Source organism: Paraburkholderia caffeinilytica, assembly GCF_046030355.1.
In the GTDB taxonomy this organism is placed as follows: domain Bacteria; phylum Pseudomonadota; class Gammaproteobacteria; order Burkholderiales; family Burkholderiaceae; genus Paraburkholderia; species Paraburkholderia caffeinilytica_B.
Map to the genome: position 1 here is coordinate 33,472 of NZ_JAQQCQ010000008.1, position 17,423 is coordinate 50,894.

Sequence of the window (17,423 nt, forward strand, 5' to 3'; positions counted from 1 at the left end):
CGACCCCCTTATTGATCGTTATTGATTGACCGCGAGCTTCACGCTTTCGGCTGAAACCAGATAATCGAGTGCGACCTCGCCGATATCCAGCGTGAGATTGGCGATCACATGCCGCGCGCCGACCACCCGCTTCACCGGCAGATCGGCGACGGGCGCCAATGCGTGCGGATGCAGTTCGAGCGCGGCCGGACCCGACCACGCACCCAGCACGCTCACCTCGCGCAGATAGAAGCGAACGAGTTCACATACGCGCGCCGAACCGTCAACGTGCGGAATCACCTTCAACAGGTAATTCGGTGTGTCCGCAAGCTTTTTGCGTTCGACTTCGATGTCGAGCGGCACATGCTTGAACCCCATCGTGCCGGTTGCGATACGTTGTGTGCCGTAGTCGAGCGTGCCGAGTAGCGTGTCGTTGCCGTCGACGCTCAGGGTCGGTTTCGCCAGTTTTTTCGGGAAGCCCCATATTTCGCGGCCGCCGGCGATCGGACCTTCGTCATCGAGATACATCGAATGCGTGTAGTTGCCTAGGTGTCCGTGCTGGTCGCGAACTGAAATGACCTGACCGCTTTCGGTGTAGTCGCCGAAGCCCGACGAATCCGGCATGCGAATGAATTCGTAGTGCACCAGATTGTTCTCAGGATGCAACGGCTCCGGCACCACGGCGCGCAGCGCGTCGATATCCGTCTCATAGGAAATAATGAAGTATTCCCGATTGATGAAACGGTATGGCGGTCGGGGATAGGCGGGATTGTGAACAGGCATTGCAAAGGCGTCTTTGCGGATCGTGGCGAAGTCCATTGAAGTCCTTAGGAGTGACCGGGCATGAGGTGAGGGGGAGCTTCGTAGAAAGCTGGTTTGCCGTTGTGAGTCGAAAAGGCTGCGTTGTACTGCGCATTCCGAAGACTGGAACAGGGCGCGGTTTGGCGGATACCGGCTATTCCAACCGTATTTCAACCGGTATCCGCTAACGCCGTTCAGTACAGCGCCGGGACGTACATCTCAGCGGGAACCGGGTGGCGAATGTAGTCCTCGTGATGAACGCGCTCGGGCAACTCAAAGGCCGGATGCTCGGTCTCCTGATACGGAAGCTGGCTCAGCAGGTGGTGCATGCAGTTCAGACGCGCGCTTTTTTTGTCATTGGCGTCGACCACCCACCAGGGCGATTCGGGTATGTGCGAGCGCTCGAGCATCACTTCCTTGGCGTGGGTATAAGCCTCCCAGCGCCGGCGGCTCTCGAGGTCCATCGGGCTGAGCTTCCACTGCTTGAGAGAATCGGTGATGCGGGCCTGGAAGCGGAGTTCCTGTTCCTCGTCGGTCACAGAGAACCAGTATTTGATGATCTGGATTCCGCTGCGTTCCAGCATCTTCTCGAACTCGGGCACCGAACGGAAGAACTCTTCGTATTCTTCGTCCGTACAGAAACCCATCACGCGCTCGACACCCGCGCGGTTATACCAGCTGCGATCGAACAGCACGATCTCGCCGGCTGCCGGCAGATGCGCCACGTAGCGTTGGAAATACCACTGGGTGCGCTCCCGGCTCGTCGGCGCGGGCAGGGCGGCGACACGGCACACGCGCGGATTGAGCCGTTGCGTGATGCGCTTGATCGCGCCGCCTTTGCCGGCCGCATCGCGTCCTTCGAAGATGACGACCAGCCGATGTCCTGTCTTGACGACCCAGTCCTGGAGCTTGACCAGTTCGCCCTGCAGGCGGAACAGCTCCCGGAAATAGTGTTTCCGGGCTGCCCGGGACGACTCATCAGGCGTGCCTGGCGAACCGAGGCGCTGGTCATCGAGTTCCATCTCCAGCTCTTCGTCCCAGCTGTCGATCAGGTCGGCCTGAAGGCGCTGATGCAGAGTCGCGTCGGCGTTCGTGTGGGTCATGTCATGCTCGCTCATCGGTGGGCTCCTTCCAGAATGATGTGATGCACCGTCCACGCGAGAGCGCGGCAGGCATGGGGCGCCGTGCCGCGCAATGGCGTCGCTTCAAACCGCTATTTGATCGACTCGATCTGCGCGTGACTCAATTCCCACGTATGGGGCGGCAGCGCAATGAAATTCGCGGAATCCAGATACGCCTGGTTAGCTTCCGACGGCGCAATCGACCAGCTCAGGAACTGACGGATCGCGGCTGTCCTGGCCGGGTCGGGATGGCGTGCTGAAACAACCGCGTACTCATAGTTCACGAGCGGATAGGTCCCGCTTGCGGGCGCGAACACAAGGGTCAGCCGCTCGTCTTTCGGCGTGCGCTCGCCGAGCGACGCCGCGCTCAGTTGCATCGCTTCCCTGGTCGGCAGGACGAACTCGCCCGCGCCGTTCTGTAGCGCGGCGGTCCCGAGCTTCGCCGCAGCGATATCCTTGCTGTAGCTCACACCCACGTAGCCGACCGAATACGGCGTCGCGGCGATGGTCTTCACCATGCCGTCGTTGCCGGTCGCGGCGATACCGTTCGCGACGCGCGGCCATGCCAGCGTGGTGCCGAAGCCGTGGACCTGTTCCCACGCCGGTGTCGAGAAGCTCAGGAACTGGCTGAACACGAACGTATCGCCAGAACCGTCGCCGCGGTGAACGGGCACGATCGCGTGCGCCGGCAGCGTCACACCCGGATTGAGCGCGGCAATCGCGGGCGCATTCCATTGCTGGATCGTGCCGTCGTAAATGCCGGCCAGCACGGGGCCGCTCAGTTTCAGGTGGAGCGTGTCGAGCCCGGGCAGGTTGTAATTGACTGTCTGCGCCGCAATCGCCAGCGGAATATTGATGATATCCGGATGTCTGGCTGCGTCGTCATCCGACATATAGGCGTCGGAGGTGCCGATGTCGACCTTGCCGGCGATGGCGTCGCGGATGCCGGCTTCCGAGCCGGTCAGGCCGACAATGATGCGCACCTGCGGATGACTTTGCTGGTAGGCCGACACCCACGTATTCAGCAGCGGCGCGATCAGGGTCGAGCCGGATTCGGTCAGGGTCGTCTGTTGTGCGCTGGCCGGGATGGCCACGAGACTCGTGCACAGCACGGCGGCGGTTTGCCAGCGCTTGCGTGCGAGACACGAGAAACGTTCAGAGAGCGTATGCATGAAGATTACCGTTGTCTGATCGGGTTGAATGAGTCTGGATCGGAGAGGGCTGTTGCTGGCTCGTGTGCCTAACGTTCAGATGCCTGTCCGATTGCGTCGAGGCTCACGCCGGTCGTTTCGATGCGGAACAGCCACGTGACGATCGCGCCGAGCACGGACGTACCGACCAGGATGTAAAGCAGCGAGCGCGTGCCGATCGCGCCGAGCAGAATCGGAAACAGGAACGCAGTCGCGACCGCGCCGATTTTGCCGACAGCCGCCGCGAAGCCCGCGCCGCTGCCGCGAATCGCGGTCGGGAAAACTTCTCCTGCGAGCAGGTAGGTCTGTGCGTTCGGTCCCAGATTGGTCATGAAGTTGAACAGCATGAAGCCCGCGAAGATCAGTGTCGTTTTCATGCTGCCGTCAAAGCCGTCGGATAGCGACGCGATGAACAGACCGGTCGCGCAGCCAATGAAACCGACGACCTGCAGCCAGATCCGGCCAACCTTGTCGGCCAGCATCACCGCGAACATGATGCCGATGATCAGCAGCAGCGTGATCAGCGCCGCGCCCTTTGCCGCCAGGATATCGTTCAGAATCAGATCGCTGACGCTGCGCACGTGATCGGGCTTGTTGCCAAATGCGACGGCGAGGATGGTCGGCGTGAAGATGCCGATTCCGTAGGTGCCGAGGTCCTGCAGGAACCACGGCACCGATGCGAGAATCGTGGCGCGCAGGTTGCCGCGTCTGAACAGGGCAAGGAACGATTGCAGTCCGCCTTGACCGTGCGCGGTGACCGCGCGCGACAGCTCGATGTTGGTCGGGTACTGGGGAACCCGTACGAGCAGGCGTCGCGCCGCTTCTTCCGCGAGGTCGACCGAGCCGCGCACGTGCAGCCAGCTGGGGCTTTCGGTGATGAAGAAGCGGCCCACCGTCACGATCACCGCGGGAATGATCGCGGTGCCGTACATCCAGCGCCACGCGTCGAGCGTCGGCAGCATCGACAGCACCAGAAAGCCGATAGCCGTGCCGCCAAGCGCGCCGAGTGCCTGAAAACCAAAGGCGCCGAGTACGAGGCGGCCGCGGCTGGTGCTCGGAATGCTTTCAGAGATGATCATGTGTGCAGTCGGATAGTCGCAGCCGAGCGCGACGCCGAGACCGAACAGGCAAATCACGAGTGACGTGAAGTTTGTGCAGAGCGTGAGCAGCACGAGAAACGCGACGAAGATCACCATCTCGACGATGAACATCCGCTTTCGGCCGAAGTAGTCAGACATGCCGCCGAGACCGATCGCACCAACCAGAATGCCCATCAGGCTCGCGGCGCTCACGAGGCCGCCCTGCGCGGCGCTGATGCCGAATTGATGCGAGATCAGCGGCAATGCGACGCCGGTCATGAACACGACGAAGCCTTCGAAGAATTTGCCGGCCGCCGCGAGCGACCAGATGCGCCATTGCATCGCGGTCATTGGCGCCGAAGGCAGGCGCGTGCCGTTCGGCCATATCGGGCATTCGTCGATGTAGTCCTGTACGGAGCGGCCCGCTGCTTGTGACGTTTCGGGTGCGCTGGCAAGGTTTCGCATGCGGAATTCCTCTTACTATATTGATTTGCATGCCTATGTTTCAATGACGGTGCCTGATAGGCAGCGTCGATGAAATACCGGACGGTGTGGGTAACTACCGCCAGGGATGTATGCCGGTGCTGGCCATGTGGCCGGCCATGCAAGAGTGAAGGCGATATGAAAGCACGCCAGTGTAGGTGTGCTGATCGTGTTGGAGCGCTGAATGTAAAGCTGCTGGATGTCATCTGAATGACGGGAGCAGGAGAGGCCTAATGGGTTTCTGCTGCATTTAGACCGCAAGCGCTGCTGAGGGTTATCAGCAAAGCCATCTGTGGTCATGAAAGCTCGGGCATGACTGTTTCCTCCATCGCCGGTCAGGCATTTTTTACAGAGTGGTCAGGTAATGTTGGTTAAACGAAAGGCTTGTGCCTGTCGGGGCGTAATGTGATGTAGCGATGCCGACATGAAATGACCCACTGCGCTCGAGCCGGACTGAACGTGCATCCCCTGACACATAGCGGGCATAGAGCGTCAGTACTATGGATTTCCGCACATCGGCCATGCTGAAAATCCGGGTAACGGTGTGCTTGTTTGACTTTATCGCTGAGGTGAACGGACCATGCTGGTCAATTGCGCCGCATATCAGAACGGTCGAAAACTCGCCGACATCGAGGTTGGTTCTATTAGCGAGTACTTGTTGAAGCCTGGATGTTTCGTTTGGGTCGCGCTAAAGGAGCCCGAGGCCGAGGAACTTAACGCGATGCAACACCAGTTCGGCCTGCACGAGCTGGCCGTCGAGGACGTGCGAACCGGCCATCGGCCTCCGAAGGTCGAAGAGTACGGAGAATCGCTCTTCGCCGTGATGCATACGCTGACCAGACAGGACGATGGGGAACTGCTGGTCGGTGAGATCAACGTGTTCGTTGGCTCAAACTACGTCTTGTCCGTGCGCAGGCGGACTGACCAGGGCTTCCAGGAAGTGCGCGCCCGCTGTGAGCGGGAACCGGACCGGCTTAAGGACGGCTCGGCGTTCGTGTTTTACGCGCTGGCCGATCACGTTGTTGACTGTTATTTCCCGGTGCTGGAAGCGCTAGGCACCGAAATCGATGCAATCGAAGAGCGCATTTTCCAGAAACAGACGCCAAAAGCAGCACGCACCATCATCGAAGACATGTACTCGCTGAAGCGCCGCCTGGTGTTATTTCAGCACCATGTCGAGCCCTTTCAGGAGGGCATTGGCAAGCTGACCGGAGGCCGTGTACCGAAAGTATGCGCTGACATGCAGGCCTATTTCCGTGACCTGTTCGATCATCTTGATCGCATTGTGCGAACGCTCGAAGGGCGCCGCGAAATGGTCGTGACGGCGGTTCAGGTCAACCTCGGGATGATCTCGCTGGCCGAAAACGAAGTGACCAAACGCCTTGGTTCGTTCGCGGCGCTATTCGCCGTGCCGACCATGATCGCCGGTATCTACGGGATGAATTTTCAGGAAATCCCGGAGTTGCACTGGCATTTCGGTTATCCGGCCTGCATTGCGGTGATGGTCACGATCGACACGCTTCTCTTCTGGCGCTTCCGGAAAGCAGGGTGGATGTAACGCGCGTCTGTATTTCGCGGTGCAAGTTAAAAATTTACGCCGATCGCAACTGATACCACGTCCGCGTCATCATGGATCGGCGGGCCATGTTCAACGCAGGATGGAGGGTCGCGTCATGACAGATCTATGGGTAGGCAATGTGGAAGACGATACGCCGGATGAGGAGATCAGGGAATTTCTTGTCAGGTATGGGTTTCCCTCGTTTGACGAGATTCTGCGTGTTGAAGGCACCGGGACGCAGCCCGCCGTAGTACTGTCTTTCAATGCAGCGAGTCCGGAGGCATTACGAAGCCTGCAGCCCCGGGTTCACAACCTGTTCTGGAAAAGCCGAACGATCGTAGTGCACGTGATGCCAGAGCATGGCGATCGCCCACGCTGACGAGCTTCCGAAGTTGTTGCCGCGTGGGCGTGTCTCTACAGGGCTATTTGCGCCAGAACCCTAAAACTTTTCTACCCACGGCCGCAACTCAACCTCCCATGTCCACGCACTACGATGCTGGCGATGGATATGGAGGTATTCCATAGCAATGGCGTCAGGGCTCAACCATTTGTCGTCATTGCCGGATTCATCGGCTTGAGGACGGCTACTCGCAATACCGCCGTCGATGACAAAATGCGCCACATGAATATTCTTCGGAGCGAGTTCTCGTGCCATGCATTGGGCCATCCCTCGCAACGCGAATTTACCCATCGCAAAGGGCGTCGAGCCAGGCAGCCCCTTCACACTTGCCGTAGCACCGGTCAGGAGGAGGGTGCCGCTGCCGCGCGCCAGCATTCGAATGGCGGCGGCCTGCGCGACGAAAAAGCCACCGACGGCAGTCACTTTAAGCGCATCCTCGAGTTTCTCCGGGTCGATGTCTTCGACCGCCGCGCGATAGCGGCCACTCGCGTTGTACACAACAAGGTCGGGCGTGCCGAATGCGTCCTCTACGCGGTCAAAAAGCGCGGTGACATCGTCGGGTTGACCGGCGTCGCACCGTAAGGCCAGGGCGCCCGTCTCGTCGACGAGGTCGGTTAGCTTGCCGGTGTCACGGGCAGCGAGCGCAACCTGCATACCCTCTGCCGCGAACAATCGCGCGAGTGAGGCGCTCAATCCCTTTCCCGCGCCCACAATCAAAGCTGTTTCAGTTCGACTCATGTTTTCTCCGGATTCAACAGGGACTGGCGCTGCGACGTATGAACGAAGTGAGCCATTCCAGGGTGCGTGGCGGTAGCGGGCGCCATTGTTGGGCCTTTCGCCATGGCGATTTCACGCTATCGGTTTAGAAGCCATGCTGCGTTATACTTATTCCATGGAAACGAAACTGACCTTGCCGGCCTTGTGTCTTTGGTGGCGCTCCTGACCCAGGCGGCCCGCATTTACACTTTCACATGTACATCTACAACGTGATGCCGCCAGTCCTGGCGGCATTTTCATTTTTGCGCGCGCTTGGCTGGTGGTGTCCCCAACACTGAGTTCACCATGTCACATGCGAACCAACCCGTTGTTCTGACCGGCGACCGCACAACCGGTCCCTTGCATCTCGGCCACTACATTGGCTCGCTGCGCGCCCGCGTGCAGCTTCAACACGAAGCGCAGCAGTTTCTGCTTCTCGCCGATGCGCAGGCAATGACAGACAACGTCGGCCGGCACCAGAAGGTGACCGACAACGTAATCGAAGTCGCGCTGGACTATCTGGCTGTCGGTATCGACCCTGCCAAATCAACGATCTTCATTCAATCGCAGGTGCCGGAGCTCGCGGAGCTGACTCAGTATCTGCTCAATCTCGTGACAGTCGCGCGCCTCGAACGCAACCCTACCATCAAGGCGGAAATCGTGCTTCGCGGTTTCGAGCGGGATATCCCAGCCGGCTTCCTGACCTATCCGGTCAGTCAGGCCGCCGACATCACCGCGTTCAAGGCGACGCGCGTGCCTGTCGGTGACGACCAGCTGCCGATGATCGAGCAAACCAACGAACTGGTGCGCCGCTTCAACAATACGGTCGACAAGCCGGTGCTGGTCGAATGCGAAGCGGTGCTCTCGCACGTCGCGCGGCTGCCGGGTATCGATGGCAAGACCAAGATGAGCAAGTCACTCGGTAACGCGATCACGCTGGGCGCGAGTCCGGACGAAATCACCAAGGCCGTGAACAATATGTACACCGACCCGAACCATCTGCGCGTCAACGACCCGGGCCAGGTCGAAGGCAACGTCGTGTTCGCGTTTCTCGACGCGTTCGAGCCGGACGTACCGATGGTCGACGAACTCAAGGCGCACTACCGCCGTGGCGGTCTTGGCGACAGTGTGGTCAAGCGCGCGCTCAACGACCGGCTGCAGGCGATGCTCGCACCCATTCGCGAGCGCCGCCGTGAGTTCGAAACTGACCGCGCGGAAGTGCTGAACGTTCTGCGTCGCGGGACGATGCGCGCTCGGGAAGTGGCGGGTGCGACGGTATCGGAGGTGAGGGGGGCGCTCGGCCTGAATTACTTTCAGAACTGAGAATCACCGGGCTGCAGCGCGGCCGGGCATCGAGTACGGTTTCTGGCGCACGCCGGAAACTTACCTCCACGCTGCAGCCTATCGAAGCCCCATCGCCAATTCCACAAACTGCATCGCCCGGGCATTGGCGTCGCCATGGCGGTGGGCGATATACAGCGTGGTGACGGTGTCCGTCTCGTCCAGTTCTCTGAACACCACCCCCGGCACCGCAATGGTCTGCAGCGTCGAGGGCACGAGTGCAATGCCGAGCCCGGTGGCGGTCAGCCCGATCAGGGTTGAAGCCTGCTGCGCTTCCTGGACGACCTGCGGTTCGAAGCCACGTTTCGCGCACAACGCGATAATCTTTTCGTGAACGGCGACCCCCGCTTGCCGCGGATAGGCGATGAACGGCTCGTCACGCAAATCCTTCAGCTTGATCGAAGCGGCCTTTGCCAGCCGATGCCGCGCATGCATGGCGAGCACTAGCGGCTCTTCCATCAGCGGCGTGAATACCAGATCGGTGGGGGGCGCGCTTTCGGGCATCCGCAGCAATCCGACGTCGATTTCGCGCTGCTCGATCGCCTCGATCTGCCGCGACGACGACAGCTCCAGCAACGTGATGTTGACCTTCGGACGCTGCGTCCGGTACGCGTGAATCAGCCGCGGAAAAAACGGTGACAGCGTCGACGCATTGGTAAAGCCGACTCGCAAACGTCCAACCTCGCCGCTGACAGTCTCCCAGACGCTTTCCTTCGCGTGTTCGATTCGCGCGAGGATCGCCCGTGCGTCGTCCAGCAACGCCAGTCCCGCTTCGGTCAGCGCGACAGTGCGGCGCGTGCGATGAAAGAGCCGCGCGCCCAGTTCCGCCTCCAAGGACTGGATCGCAAGGCTCAAGGGCGCCTGGGTAATGCCCAGCCGCTCGGCGCTGCGGCGGAAGTGCAGCTCCTGCGCCAGCACCACGAAAAATTCAAGATGACGGATATTCATTGATTTGCTCTGTGAATCAATAATCTTGATTTGGAGAATAAATCAAAACTGTTTCCCGGGCGATACTGTCTTCCACCAACACAATGACGGAGACAGCATGAACGGTGCGGAACTGGTCGAACGCCTGCGAGCGCGACACAAGATCATTGCGCTGGGAATTCGCGCCTCGCGCACGACGGATGCGGTCCGCTGGGCCAAAGCCGCCGGCTACGACACGATCTGGGTGGATATGGAACACAGTTCGTTGCCGGTCGATACCGTGTCGCAACTGTGCTCGTGCGCGGCCGACCTCGGCCTGATGCCGTGGGTGCGCGTGCCGGAACGCGATTACGGCACCATCAACCGCGTACTGGACGGCGGCGCGCTCGGCATCATCGTGCCGCGTGTGGAAACCGCCGAACAGGCGCGCGACGCGGTGATCGCCACGCGCTTTCCGCCGCTCGGCCAGCGTTCGCAACTGGCGACGCTGCCCTACGTCAACTTCGAAAAACTTCCCGCTCGCGAACTCAACCGTCGTCTGAACGAGGCGACCGTGCTCAAGGTGCTGATCGAAAGCCGAGCCGGCGTCGAGGCCGCCGACGCGATCGCGGCGATCGAAGGCGTCGACGTGCTCGCGCTCGGTTGCAACGATCTCTCCGCCGATCTGGGCCACACCGGCGAATCGGCGCATCCCGAGGTCGTGGCCGCGTGCCGCAAGGTGATCGCGGCAGCCGGGCGGCACGGCAAGGTGGTGATCGTGGGCGGCATGCCGGAGTGCGAGGCGCTCAATGAACTGCGCCGCGAGGGCGCCGCGCCTTTTGTGTTTGCCGGCATCGACAGCGATGTTTATCTGGCGGCGCTGCGCGAGCGCGTCGAGCAGGCACGTCAACTTTAATTCGAACTTTTACTTTCAGATCATGGCAGAAACCCCGCTGATTTCCACGCCGATGCGTGACTATGAAACCTTGTCGCGCCCGTCGTTCACCATGCCGCCACTCGCCTGCGATGCGCACATGCACGTGTTCGGCCCCGAAGACACTTATCCGAAGGTCGAGCATCCGCACTACACGCTGCCGGACGGCAAGCTCTCGCACTATCTGCAGATGATGAGCGTGCTGCACCTGAAGCGTTTCGTGATCGTGCAGCCGAGTTTTTACGGTACGGACAACCGCTGTCTGATCGACGCGCTGCACGTGGCAGGCTCGATCGCACGCGGTGTCGTGATGATCGAGGAGAGCACGGACGCGGCCACGCTGGATAGCTTCCATCAGTCCGGCGTTCGCGCGGTGCGTCTCGATCTGTTCGCACGTTCCGGGTTGCCGACCGCCGAGATCCAGCAGTACATCACGCGGATGGCGCGTTTGTGCGCAAGCCTTGGCTGGCATGTGCAGTTCTATGCGCCGGGCTGGGTCGTGCGCAATCTGATTCCGTTTCTCGCCGACGTAGAGACCGATTTCGTTATCGATCACATGGGCTACATGCTCGAAGAAGACGGCCTCACGCAGGCGGATTTCGACCGTCTCCTCGGGCTGCTGAAAGACGGCAACTGCTGGCTTAAACTCAGCGCGCCGTACCGGATCGCCAAACATCGCGGCTATGAAGCGGTGGCGCCGATGGCCGAGGCGATCATCAAGGCTGCGCCGCACAAGGTGATCTGGGGTTCGGACTGGCCGCACATTCCCGATTCGACGCGCGACACGGGCGAATTGCTGAATCTGCTCGGTGCGTGGACCAGCGATCCGGTGGTGCACAAGATGATCCTGTCCGACAACCCCGCGCGCCTGTTCGATTACTGAGTCAATCCACATCCACTATGTCCTACCAACCCAACGCAGCGTTTGCCGGTCTCTTTCGCGCGTTCACGTCGGACCCGCAGAGCATCGGCGCGCATCTGACGCAGCAGATGGCGCAGCAGCAAGCGGACGATCCTTTGCTGGTCTCGACCGGCAGCGACATCGTGCTGTTCCCCGGCGCGGGGCGTGCACCGACTATCGAGAGCTTTCGCAAATCGACGCGTGGCTTCATCGAACTGACGGCGGTATCGCACTTGCCGCTGGCTCTCGCTTACCTTGCGCGGATGCGTGAACTGTCGCCGCACGACGACGCATGGCAACGCGACGCATTGAAGCTGCGTGGCCACGCCGAGGCCACCCGCGCGGCGAATTCGCTTGCGCTCTGGCGCGATCACGTCGCGGTCGATAGCTTTGCGGGCCACGAACAGAAGATCGCTGATCTCGTCGACTACACCTGCGGCGTGACGATCGATCTGCTCGACCGGATCGAGAAAGATCATGCGCTGCTGAGTTTCGAGCGCCTGAACGAAGAGTATTTCGCCGCGCCGTCCACGAGCGCGTTTCCGGTGCCGATGAACGACGTGATGTTTGCGACGTTCGGGCTGGCGTTTCTCGACATCGTCTATCGCATCGGCAACTGGTTGCGCGCACAGGCACTCGACTGGAACCGTTTGATGGTGCTGGTCAGCGGACAATCGGGCAGGCCGACCGCCGGGGTGACGTGGGCGTCGAACAACATGTGCTATCTGGTGTGGTGCGCGTCGAATCGCGTGCTGTTGCCGGAACGCGTGTTCGTCGCGCCGCATGCGCCGTCGTTTTCGATTGCCGAATTGCCGGACGCCGCGGGCATGGCGGAACTTGAGCGCACCTATCGGGCGTTGTGGCTCAACACCCGCTCGAGTATCGACGTCGCGCGTGCGCTGTTTCCCGGACAGCGTCCGTTTCATTTCGATCCGGCGCCGGCCGACGGCATGCCACCCATCACCTCGATCGACGATCGCGATGCGACCACAGCGCGCCTGCGCCGCATCATGGAAGACCCCACGCAACTGTTGTCCAACTGCGTCGCCGATTACATCGTCGATCAGTTGTACCGCAACGGCAATCAGCCGCAACAGGTAGCGATTCCAGGTTTTACGAATGTGACTTATCCGGGCGCCGCGCAGTCGTAACGACGGCCGCCGGACCGATACCCGCGCGTCAGGGCAGCCGTGCGGGCCATAACAAAATGCCCTTGACGAAGGAGACAGGCTTCATGAATTCACTTACGCAGGCGCCGTCGGCGGGGCCGCCGGTCAGCAACTTGCTGCGCATTACGCTGGTGTGCTTCGCGGTGTCGATGATCGATGGTTTCGACACATTGATGCTGTCCTTCGTCGCCCCCTTGCTGGCGAAGTCGCTGCAGATCGATCACGCAACCCTGGGCCGCGTGTTCGGCGCAGGCTTCATCGGCACGGTGCTCGGTTCGCTGATCGTCGGGCCGCTGGCGGACCGTTTCGGGCGACGGCCGATGCTGCTGCTGGCGCTCGTTGTGACCGGTGTTTTCACGCTTGGCTGTGCATTTGCCACCTCGGCAACGATGCTGGCCGCGCTCCGGTTTATCGGCGGCCTCGGCATGGGGGGCGCTATTCCGCCCGTTGCGGCGATCACGGCTGAAAGCAGTTCGCCGCAGCGCCGCTCTTCGCTGGTAATTTTGATGTTCATCGGCTTTCCGCTCGGCGCGGTGGTGGGCGGCGCGATCAGCGCGGCGTTGATGGTGCGCTTCGGCTGGCCGTTCGTGTTCCTGATGGGCGGCACGTTCGCGTTGCTCGCGCTGATCCCCGTGCTTCTCGTGATTCCGGCACAAACCGGCAGCCGCGCCGAACGGGCGGCAGCGCAGCGGCACACGGCGGCGCGCGGTTTGAAAGTGGTCGGCAGCGTATTCGCCGGCGGCCGGCTGCCGGCGACGTTGGCACTCTGGTTCGGCGTGTTGTCGAGCATGATCCTGTCGGGTTTTCTGGTCAGCTTCATGCCGACCATTCTCAACATGAACGGCGTCGAACCGGGACGCGCGGCGTTGGGTTCCGTGGTGCTCAATTTCGGCGCGATCGGCGGCGCGCTGGTGATTTCGACGCGGGTCGGCAAGCGCGGGCCATTCGTGCCGGTGGCGATTTCTTTTCTGGGCGGCGCAGTGTTGACGGTGGCGTTGGGCCAGATCATCGGCGCAGGGAACGTCGCGCTTGCGATGCTATTTGCCGTGGGCGGGTTTCTGGTCGGCGGCCAATTGACGTTTCCGGCGATCGCCAGCTATCTCTTTCCCGCTAACGTGCGGGCGGCCGGTGTCGGCTGGACGCTGGCGATCGGACGCATCGGCTCGATCGTCGGGCCGGTGGTCGGCGGCATGCTGCTGTCGCAGCATCTGTCGTTCGAAACACTTTTCATGCTGGCGGCGATCCTTGCCGTAGGCGCGGCGGTCGGCATCGGTCTCGCCAATCTGCTGCGGCCGCGTGAAAACGGGAATGGAGCGGTCACGCCGACCGCGTCTTATGCGATGACGGGTTCGGAGTTGGGAGAGGCAGGTCATGGCAAGAACTGAATTGGGCGCAGGCCTGCTCACAACGCTGCAGCAGCTGCCGACGAGTGGCGCGCGCGCCGTTGAAGTCTTTACGACGGACGAGGGCATCTTTCTCGGCGTGCCGCAGCTCGCCCGCGACGTGCCCGGCGAGGCGCCTTACATGAACGGCGGCGACAGCGACATCGAAGCGCCGATCTACCGCTGGCAGGACGGCCGCTTCGTCGAACATGAAACACTGCCATTACCCGGCGGCGAAGACCTCGAGTACTTCGAGATCGAAGGCAGGCGCTTCCTCGCGACGGCCGGCATTCGAACCGGCAAAGGACCCTACGACCTCGATACCGACGCCGTGGTGTATGAACGCCTCGCCGGCGCATGGGTGCCATTGCAACGCTTTCCGGTCTTCGCGGCCAAGCAGTGGTCGGCTTTTTCGCTCGGCTCGCGTCATTTCCTCGCGTTGGCGCAAGGCGCGGTGATCGACGGTGTCGTGCCGAAGCATCCACGCGAATCGTGCCTGTTCGAATGGAATGGCGAGCGCTTCGTCCCGTTTCAGACTTTCAATGGACAGTGGGGCTACAACTTCGCGTTGGCGTCATTCGGCGGCGAGCACTATCTCGCGTATGCGGACCACGTTAGCGGATCGTCGGTGCATCGCTGGAACGGCGAGACGTTTGTACCGCTGCAAACGTTCGATGAAAACGGTGGCCGTGCGTTCCGCTTTTTCGAAGCAGACGGCGCGCTCTGGATGGTGCACGCGAACCTGCTCAAACACACCACGCTGTATCGATTCGACGGCGCGCAGTTCGTCGCGATGCAGCTATTGGGTGGCCCCGGCGGACGCGAACTGTGCCTGATCGACGGCAAGGAGGGGCGCTATCTGGTGCGCGTGTGCTTTATCACCGGGACGCCGAAAGCACCGGTTGTCGTGCCGCACTCGGAGATTTTCCAGTGGCGGGAGGCGGGCTTCGAACGGGTAGGCGATTTCGCGACCTCCGCTGCAACCGATGCGGCCAGCTTTGTCGCCGACGGTCAGCGCTATCTGGTGGTCAGCAACAGCCTGAGTGACGAGATCCGCTTTCGCACCGATTCGACGGTCTACCGGTTCAACGGTTAGCGCCTGACCGACATTCCCAGCGCCCGGCGGCCCGTCGGGCATTCCCGACAGGGAACAGAGATCCCTTCTGCGAGGGAGGGCACCGTTTTGCCTTTTAAAAATAAAACCATTGGAGACGAGCAATGAAAAAATTTGCCTTGAGCTTAAGCGCAACCGCTGTACTGGCATTGAGCATGAGCAGCCAGAGTGCGCATGCACAAAGCAGCGTGACGCTGTACGGCATTATCGATGCGGGCATCACGTACTTCAGCAACGTGAACGGCCATTCGAACTTCGTCGCCAACGACGGCTCGATCCAGGCGAATCGATGGGGGCTGCGCGGCGTGGAAGATATCGGTGGCGGGACGCGGGTCGTCTTCGCTCTGGAAAACGGCTTCAATCTCTACTCGGGCACGATGGTGCAATCGGGCGTGCTGTTCAGCCGTCAGGCGTGGCTGGGTGTCGAAAATCAAACCTACGGCCGGTTCACGCTCGGCAAGCAGTACGACTTCTTCTGGGACAACCTCACGCAGTTTGCCATGGGGCAAGTTGCCGGCCAGTACTCGTGGCACCCCGGCGACTTCGATCACCTCGCGGGCACGTTGCACATCAATAATGCGGTCAAGTACACGTCGCCGAACTATCTGGGATTGCAAGCGGGCGCGCTGTATGCATTTCCTTCGCAATCCGTATCGGCGGGTACCGGGCGCGTGATTGCGTTCGGGCTGCGTTATTCGAATGGTCCGCTGAACCTCGGCGCGGCGTACACCGATACGCATGATCTCGGCCTGAATGGGCCGAGCCAGGCCGGCACGACGTTCTTCCCCGATCTGCCTGGCTCGCCTGTGCTGGCGAACAGCGTCAGCAGTTTCGGGGTGGGCGGCAGCTATCGCTTCGGCAGGAGCTTGACGCGGTTGCTGTTCACTGACACACATTTCCGCATTGGCCACGACAACGGTTCGATGCCGACCTATGAAGTGAACGAGGTGTTTCAACTCACCCCCGCCACGACGCTGATGGGCGGCTACTGGTACAGCAAGCTCGGCTCGCAGAAGTGGCAGAACGGAACGCTCCTGCTCGATTACGCGCTCTCGAAGCGCACCGATGTGTATACCAGTGCGACTTATCTGCGCGCATCGGGTGGCGCGGCGCCGGTGTTCCTCGGCGGCGGGGCCGCGCCGGTATTTGCCAATGGCGTATATGTCGGCACGGGTCAGTCGTCGACGGCGGTACGGGTGGGGCTTCGCACACTGTTCTAGCCCTGACGCGCCGGCCACGAACAGCGCAAACCCTGATTACGGTTTGATACGTTCTCCGAAAACCAATCCACAAAAGCTTGTTTGCGATTCCGTATCCAGGTCGCTAGATTCATTCATATCGCAATGAATCGACGGAGGTCGTATGACCACACTTTCAGCAACGCATATCTGGGGCGGACTTCGGCATCCTGTCCGAAGCCTGCAGAAGCAATTGTCAAAACGCGCGCCCGTCCTGTCTGATCATTCCTCAGACAAGACGGCCGCCGCGACCTATACCGCCCCATCGCCCGAACGCCTCGAACGCATTGCGGCTTATGCGCGCTGCGGTTATTTCCATATGGAATACACCGCGGGCATGTTTGTCGTGCCGCTCGAGATCCCACGGGAATAGCCTGCGTGCCGGCGTTGGCGCGGCAAATCCGCGGCGAGCGGACGCAGCACGGCTGTGTTGAGCCGGAGCGACCGAACCGATGCTTCTTTAGAAATGAAAATTAATTGGTTCGGCTTCGGCTCACTCTCTTTCATAGTGTCTCCTGATGGCTATAGGCGGTTGCAATCGCAGATGGCTTAGACCAGCGCGTACCGATTCGCGCAACATCGAAGGAGACGTCATGACGCTTGAACTCGCAGAACGACCCACTCACGCGCTGCTTGAAGCCGCCCGCTCGAAAGCCGCGGAAGCCGGTTTGCCTTATGCCGGCGGCCTGTCGCCGCAGGATGCGTGGGCGCTCGTCCAGGCCGGCGACGCCGTGCTGGTGGACGTGCGTACTGCCGAAGAACGCAAATTCGTCGGACTCGTGCCGGACAGCCTGCATGTCGCGTGGGCGACGGGCACGAGCCTGACGCGCAATCCGCGCTTCGCGCGCGAACTGGAAGCGAAGACCGGCAAGGACGCCGTCGTGCTGCTGCTGTGCCGCAGCGGCAACCGCTCGGCGCTGGCTGCCGAAGCCGCGGCAAAAGCCGGTTTCACGCAGGTATTCAATGTTCTGGAAGGTTTTGAAGGAGACCTGGACGGCGCGCAACGGCGCGGCGCCAGCAATGGCTGGCGCTTTCATGGGCTGCCGTGGATTCAGGACTGACAGTCTGATC

The 17,423-nt window shown here is 61.2% G+C and carries 17 protein-coding genes; 11 read left to right on the forward strand and 6 right to left on the reverse strand.

From position 1 onward, the window contains the following. Nucleotides 1-18: 18 nt before the first annotated feature. The 4 genes from PQQ95_RS14265 to PQQ95_RS14280 form a co-directional block, all read right to left on the reverse strand. Nucleotides 19-798, reverse strand: coding sequence for an acetoacetate decarboxylase (locus PQQ95_RS14265; RefSeq protein ID WP_408438030.1), 780 nt, complete (start codon nucleotides 796-798; stop codon nucleotides 19-21). Between the two features lie 176 nt (nucleotides 799-974). Further along, nucleotides 975-1,898, reverse strand: coding sequence for a polyphosphate kinase 2 (ppk2, locus tag PQQ95_RS14270; RefSeq protein WP_408438031.1), 924 nt, complete (start codon nucleotides 1,896-1,898; stop codon nucleotides 975-977). Between the two features lie 95 nt (nucleotides 1,899-1,993). Then, nucleotides 1,994-3,073, reverse strand: coding sequence for a phosphate ABC transporter substrate-binding protein PstS (gene pstS, locus PQQ95_RS14275; protein WP_408438032.1), 1,080 nt, complete (start codon nucleotides 3,071-3,073; stop codon nucleotides 1,994-1,996). Nucleotides 3,074-3,141: 68 nt separating this feature from the next. After that, entirely contained in the window at nucleotides 3,142-4,635 is a 1,494-nt protein-coding gene (locus PQQ95_RS14280; protein ID WP_408438033.1) for an MFS transporter, read from the reverse strand. A gap of 598 nt (nucleotides 4,636-5,233) precedes the next feature. On the opposite strand from PQQ95_RS14280, the gene corA reads away from it, so the two are divergent. Further along, nucleotides 5,234-6,211, forward strand: a complete 978-nt coding sequence (corA, locus tag PQQ95_RS14285; protein ID WP_408438034.1) for a magnesium/cobalt transporter CorA — start codon at nucleotides 5,234-5,236, stop codon at nucleotides 6,209-6,211. A 115-nt stretch (nucleotides 6,212-6,326) separates the two neighbouring features. After that, nucleotides 6,327-6,590 carry an RNA-binding protein gene (locus tag PQQ95_RS14290; RefSeq protein ID WP_408438035.1) on the forward strand — a complete coding sequence of 88 codons (264 nt, stop codon included), beginning with the start codon at nucleotides 6,327-6,329 and terminating at the stop codon, nucleotides 6,588-6,590. A 60-nt stretch (nucleotides 6,591-6,650) separates the two neighbouring features. On the opposite strand, the gene PQQ95_RS14295 is transcribed toward PQQ95_RS14290, so the two are convergent. Further along, nucleotides 6,651-7,349 carry an SDR family NAD(P)-dependent oxidoreductase gene (locus PQQ95_RS14295; protein ID WP_408438036.1) on the reverse strand — a complete coding sequence of 233 codons (699 nt, stop codon included), beginning with the start codon at nucleotides 7,347-7,349 and terminating at the stop codon, nucleotides 6,651-6,653. Nucleotides 7,350-7,673: 324 nt separating this feature from the next. On the opposite strand from PQQ95_RS14295, the gene trpS reads away from it, so the two are divergent. Continuing rightward, on the forward strand, nucleotides 7,674-8,690 hold the full coding sequence (trpS, locus tag PQQ95_RS14300; protein WP_408438037.1) for a tryptophan--tRNA ligase: 1,017 nt from the start codon (nucleotides 7,674-7,676) through the stop codon (nucleotides 8,688-8,690). A gap of 78 nt (nucleotides 8,691-8,768) precedes the next feature. Here the strand turns inward: trpS and PQQ95_RS14305 are convergent, their stop codons facing one another. Next, entirely contained in the window at nucleotides 8,769-9,656 is an 888-nt protein-coding gene (locus PQQ95_RS14305) for a LysR family transcriptional regulator (RefSeq protein ID WP_408438038.1), read from the reverse strand. A 97-nt stretch (nucleotides 9,657-9,753) separates the two neighbouring features. Between PQQ95_RS14305 and PQQ95_RS14310 the strand changes: the two genes are divergently transcribed. The 8 genes from PQQ95_RS14310 (at nucleotide 9,754) to PQQ95_RS14345 (ending at nucleotide 17,413) form a co-directional block, all read left to right on the forward strand. Continuing rightward, a complete protein-coding gene (locus PQQ95_RS14310; RefSeq protein WP_408438039.1) occupies nucleotides 9,754-10,530 on the forward strand; it encodes an HpcH/HpaI aldolase family protein in 777 nt (258 codons plus the stop codon). Nucleotides 10,531-10,552: 22 nt separating this feature from the next. After that, the gene (locus PQQ95_RS14315) at nucleotides 10,553-11,431 is read left to right on the forward strand and encodes an amidohydrolase family protein (RefSeq protein ID WP_408438040.1); all 879 of its coding nucleotides are present in this window, start codon (nucleotides 10,553-10,555) and stop codon (nucleotides 11,429-11,431) included. Between the two features lie 17 nt (nucleotides 11,432-11,448). After that, entirely contained in the window at nucleotides 11,449-12,600 is a 1,152-nt protein-coding gene (locus PQQ95_RS14320; RefSeq protein WP_408438041.1) for a DUF5624 domain-containing protein, read from the forward strand. An 83-nt stretch (nucleotides 12,601-12,683) separates the two neighbouring features. Next, nucleotides 12,684-14,003 carry an MFS transporter gene (locus PQQ95_RS14325; RefSeq protein ID WP_408438042.1) on the forward strand — a complete coding sequence of 440 codons (1,320 nt, stop codon included), beginning with the start codon at nucleotides 12,684-12,686 and terminating at the stop codon, nucleotides 14,001-14,003. Then, nucleotides 13,990-15,096 (forward strand): hypothetical protein, encoded by a 1,107-nt coding sequence (locus tag PQQ95_RS14330; RefSeq protein ID WP_408438043.1) that lies wholly within the window; start codon nucleotides 13,990-13,992, stop codon nucleotides 15,094-15,096. The genes PQQ95_RS14325 and PQQ95_RS14330 overlap by 14 nt, the downstream gene beginning before the upstream one ends. Before the next feature lie 122 nt (nucleotides 15,097-15,218). Further along, a complete protein-coding gene (locus PQQ95_RS14335) occupies nucleotides 15,219-16,334 on the forward strand; it encodes a porin (RefSeq protein ID WP_408438044.1) in 1,116 nt (371 codons plus the stop codon). A gap of 142 nt (nucleotides 16,335-16,476) precedes the next feature. Then, nucleotides 16,477-16,725: a hypothetical protein gene (locus PQQ95_RS14340; protein WP_408438045.1), complete on the forward strand. Its 249-nt coding sequence runs from the start codon at nucleotides 16,477-16,479 to the stop codon at nucleotides 16,723-16,725. 220 nt (nucleotides 16,726-16,945) lie between these two features. After that, the gene (locus PQQ95_RS14345) at nucleotides 16,946-17,413 is read left to right on the forward strand and encodes a rhodanese-like domain-containing protein (RefSeq protein WP_408438046.1); all 468 of its coding nucleotides are present in this window, start codon (nucleotides 16,946-16,948) and stop codon (nucleotides 17,411-17,413) included. Nucleotides 17,414-17,423: the final 10 nt, after the last annotated feature.

Coding starts and splice junctions, on each gene's coding strand:
- ppk2 (WP_408438031.1), bottom strand. CDS start 1,898: ATGAGCGAGCATGACATGACCCACACGAACGCCGACGCGACTCTGCAT.
- PQQ95_RS14265 (WP_408438030.1), bottom strand. CDS start 798: ATGGACTTCGCCACGATCCGCAAAGACGCCTTTGCAATGCCTGTTCAC.
- PQQ95_RS14290 (WP_408438035.1), top strand. CDS start 6,327: ATGACAGATCTATGGGTAGGCAATGTGGAAGACGATACGCCGGATGAG.
- PQQ95_RS14295 (WP_408438036.1), bottom strand. CDS start 7,349: ATGAGTCGAACTGAAACAGCTTTGATTGTGGGCGCGGGAAAGGGATTG.
- PQQ95_RS14310 (WP_408438039.1), top strand. CDS start 9,754: ATGAACGGTGCGGAACTGGTCGAACGCCTGCGAGCGCGACACAAGATC.
- corA (WP_408438034.1), top strand. CDS start 5,234: ATGCTGGTCAATTGCGCCGCATATCAGAACGGTCGAAAACTCGCCGAC.
- PQQ95_RS14325 (WP_408438042.1), top strand. CDS start 12,684: ATGAATTCACTTACGCAGGCGCCGTCGGCGGGGCCGCCGGTCAGCAAC.
- PQQ95_RS14330 (WP_408438043.1), top strand. CDS start 13,990: ATGGCAAGAACTGAATTGGGCGCAGGCCTGCTCACAACGCTGCAGCAG.
- PQQ95_RS14320 (WP_408438041.1), top strand. CDS start 11,449: ATGTCCTACCAACCCAACGCAGCGTTTGCCGGTCTCTTTCGCGCGTTC.
- PQQ95_RS14345 (WP_408438046.1), top strand. CDS start 16,946: ATGACGCTTGAACTCGCAGAACGACCCACTCACGCGCTGCTTGAAGCC.
- PQQ95_RS14340 (WP_408438045.1), top strand. CDS start 16,477: ATGACCACACTTTCAGCAACGCATATCTGGGGCGGACTTCGGCATCCT.
- PQQ95_RS14315 (WP_408438040.1), top strand. CDS start 10,553: ATGGCAGAAACCCCGCTGATTTCCACGCCGATGCGTGACTATGAAACC.
- PQQ95_RS14305 (WP_408438038.1), bottom strand. CDS start 9,656: ATGAATATCCGTCATCTTGAATTTTTCGTGGTGCTGGCGCAGGAGCTG.
- pstS (WP_408438032.1), bottom strand. CDS start 3,073: ATGCATACGCTCTCTGAACGTTTCTCGTGTCTCGCACGCAAGCGCTGG.
- PQQ95_RS14280 (WP_408438033.1), bottom strand. CDS start 4,635: ATGCGAAACCTTGCCAGCGCACCCGAAACGTCACAAGCAGCGGGCCGC.
- trpS (WP_408438037.1), top strand. CDS start 7,674: ATGTCACATGCGAACCAACCCGTTGTTCTGACCGGCGACCGCACAACC.
- PQQ95_RS14335 (WP_408438044.1), top strand. CDS start 15,219: ATGAAAAAATTTGCCTTGAGCTTAAGCGCAACCGCTGTACTGGCATTG.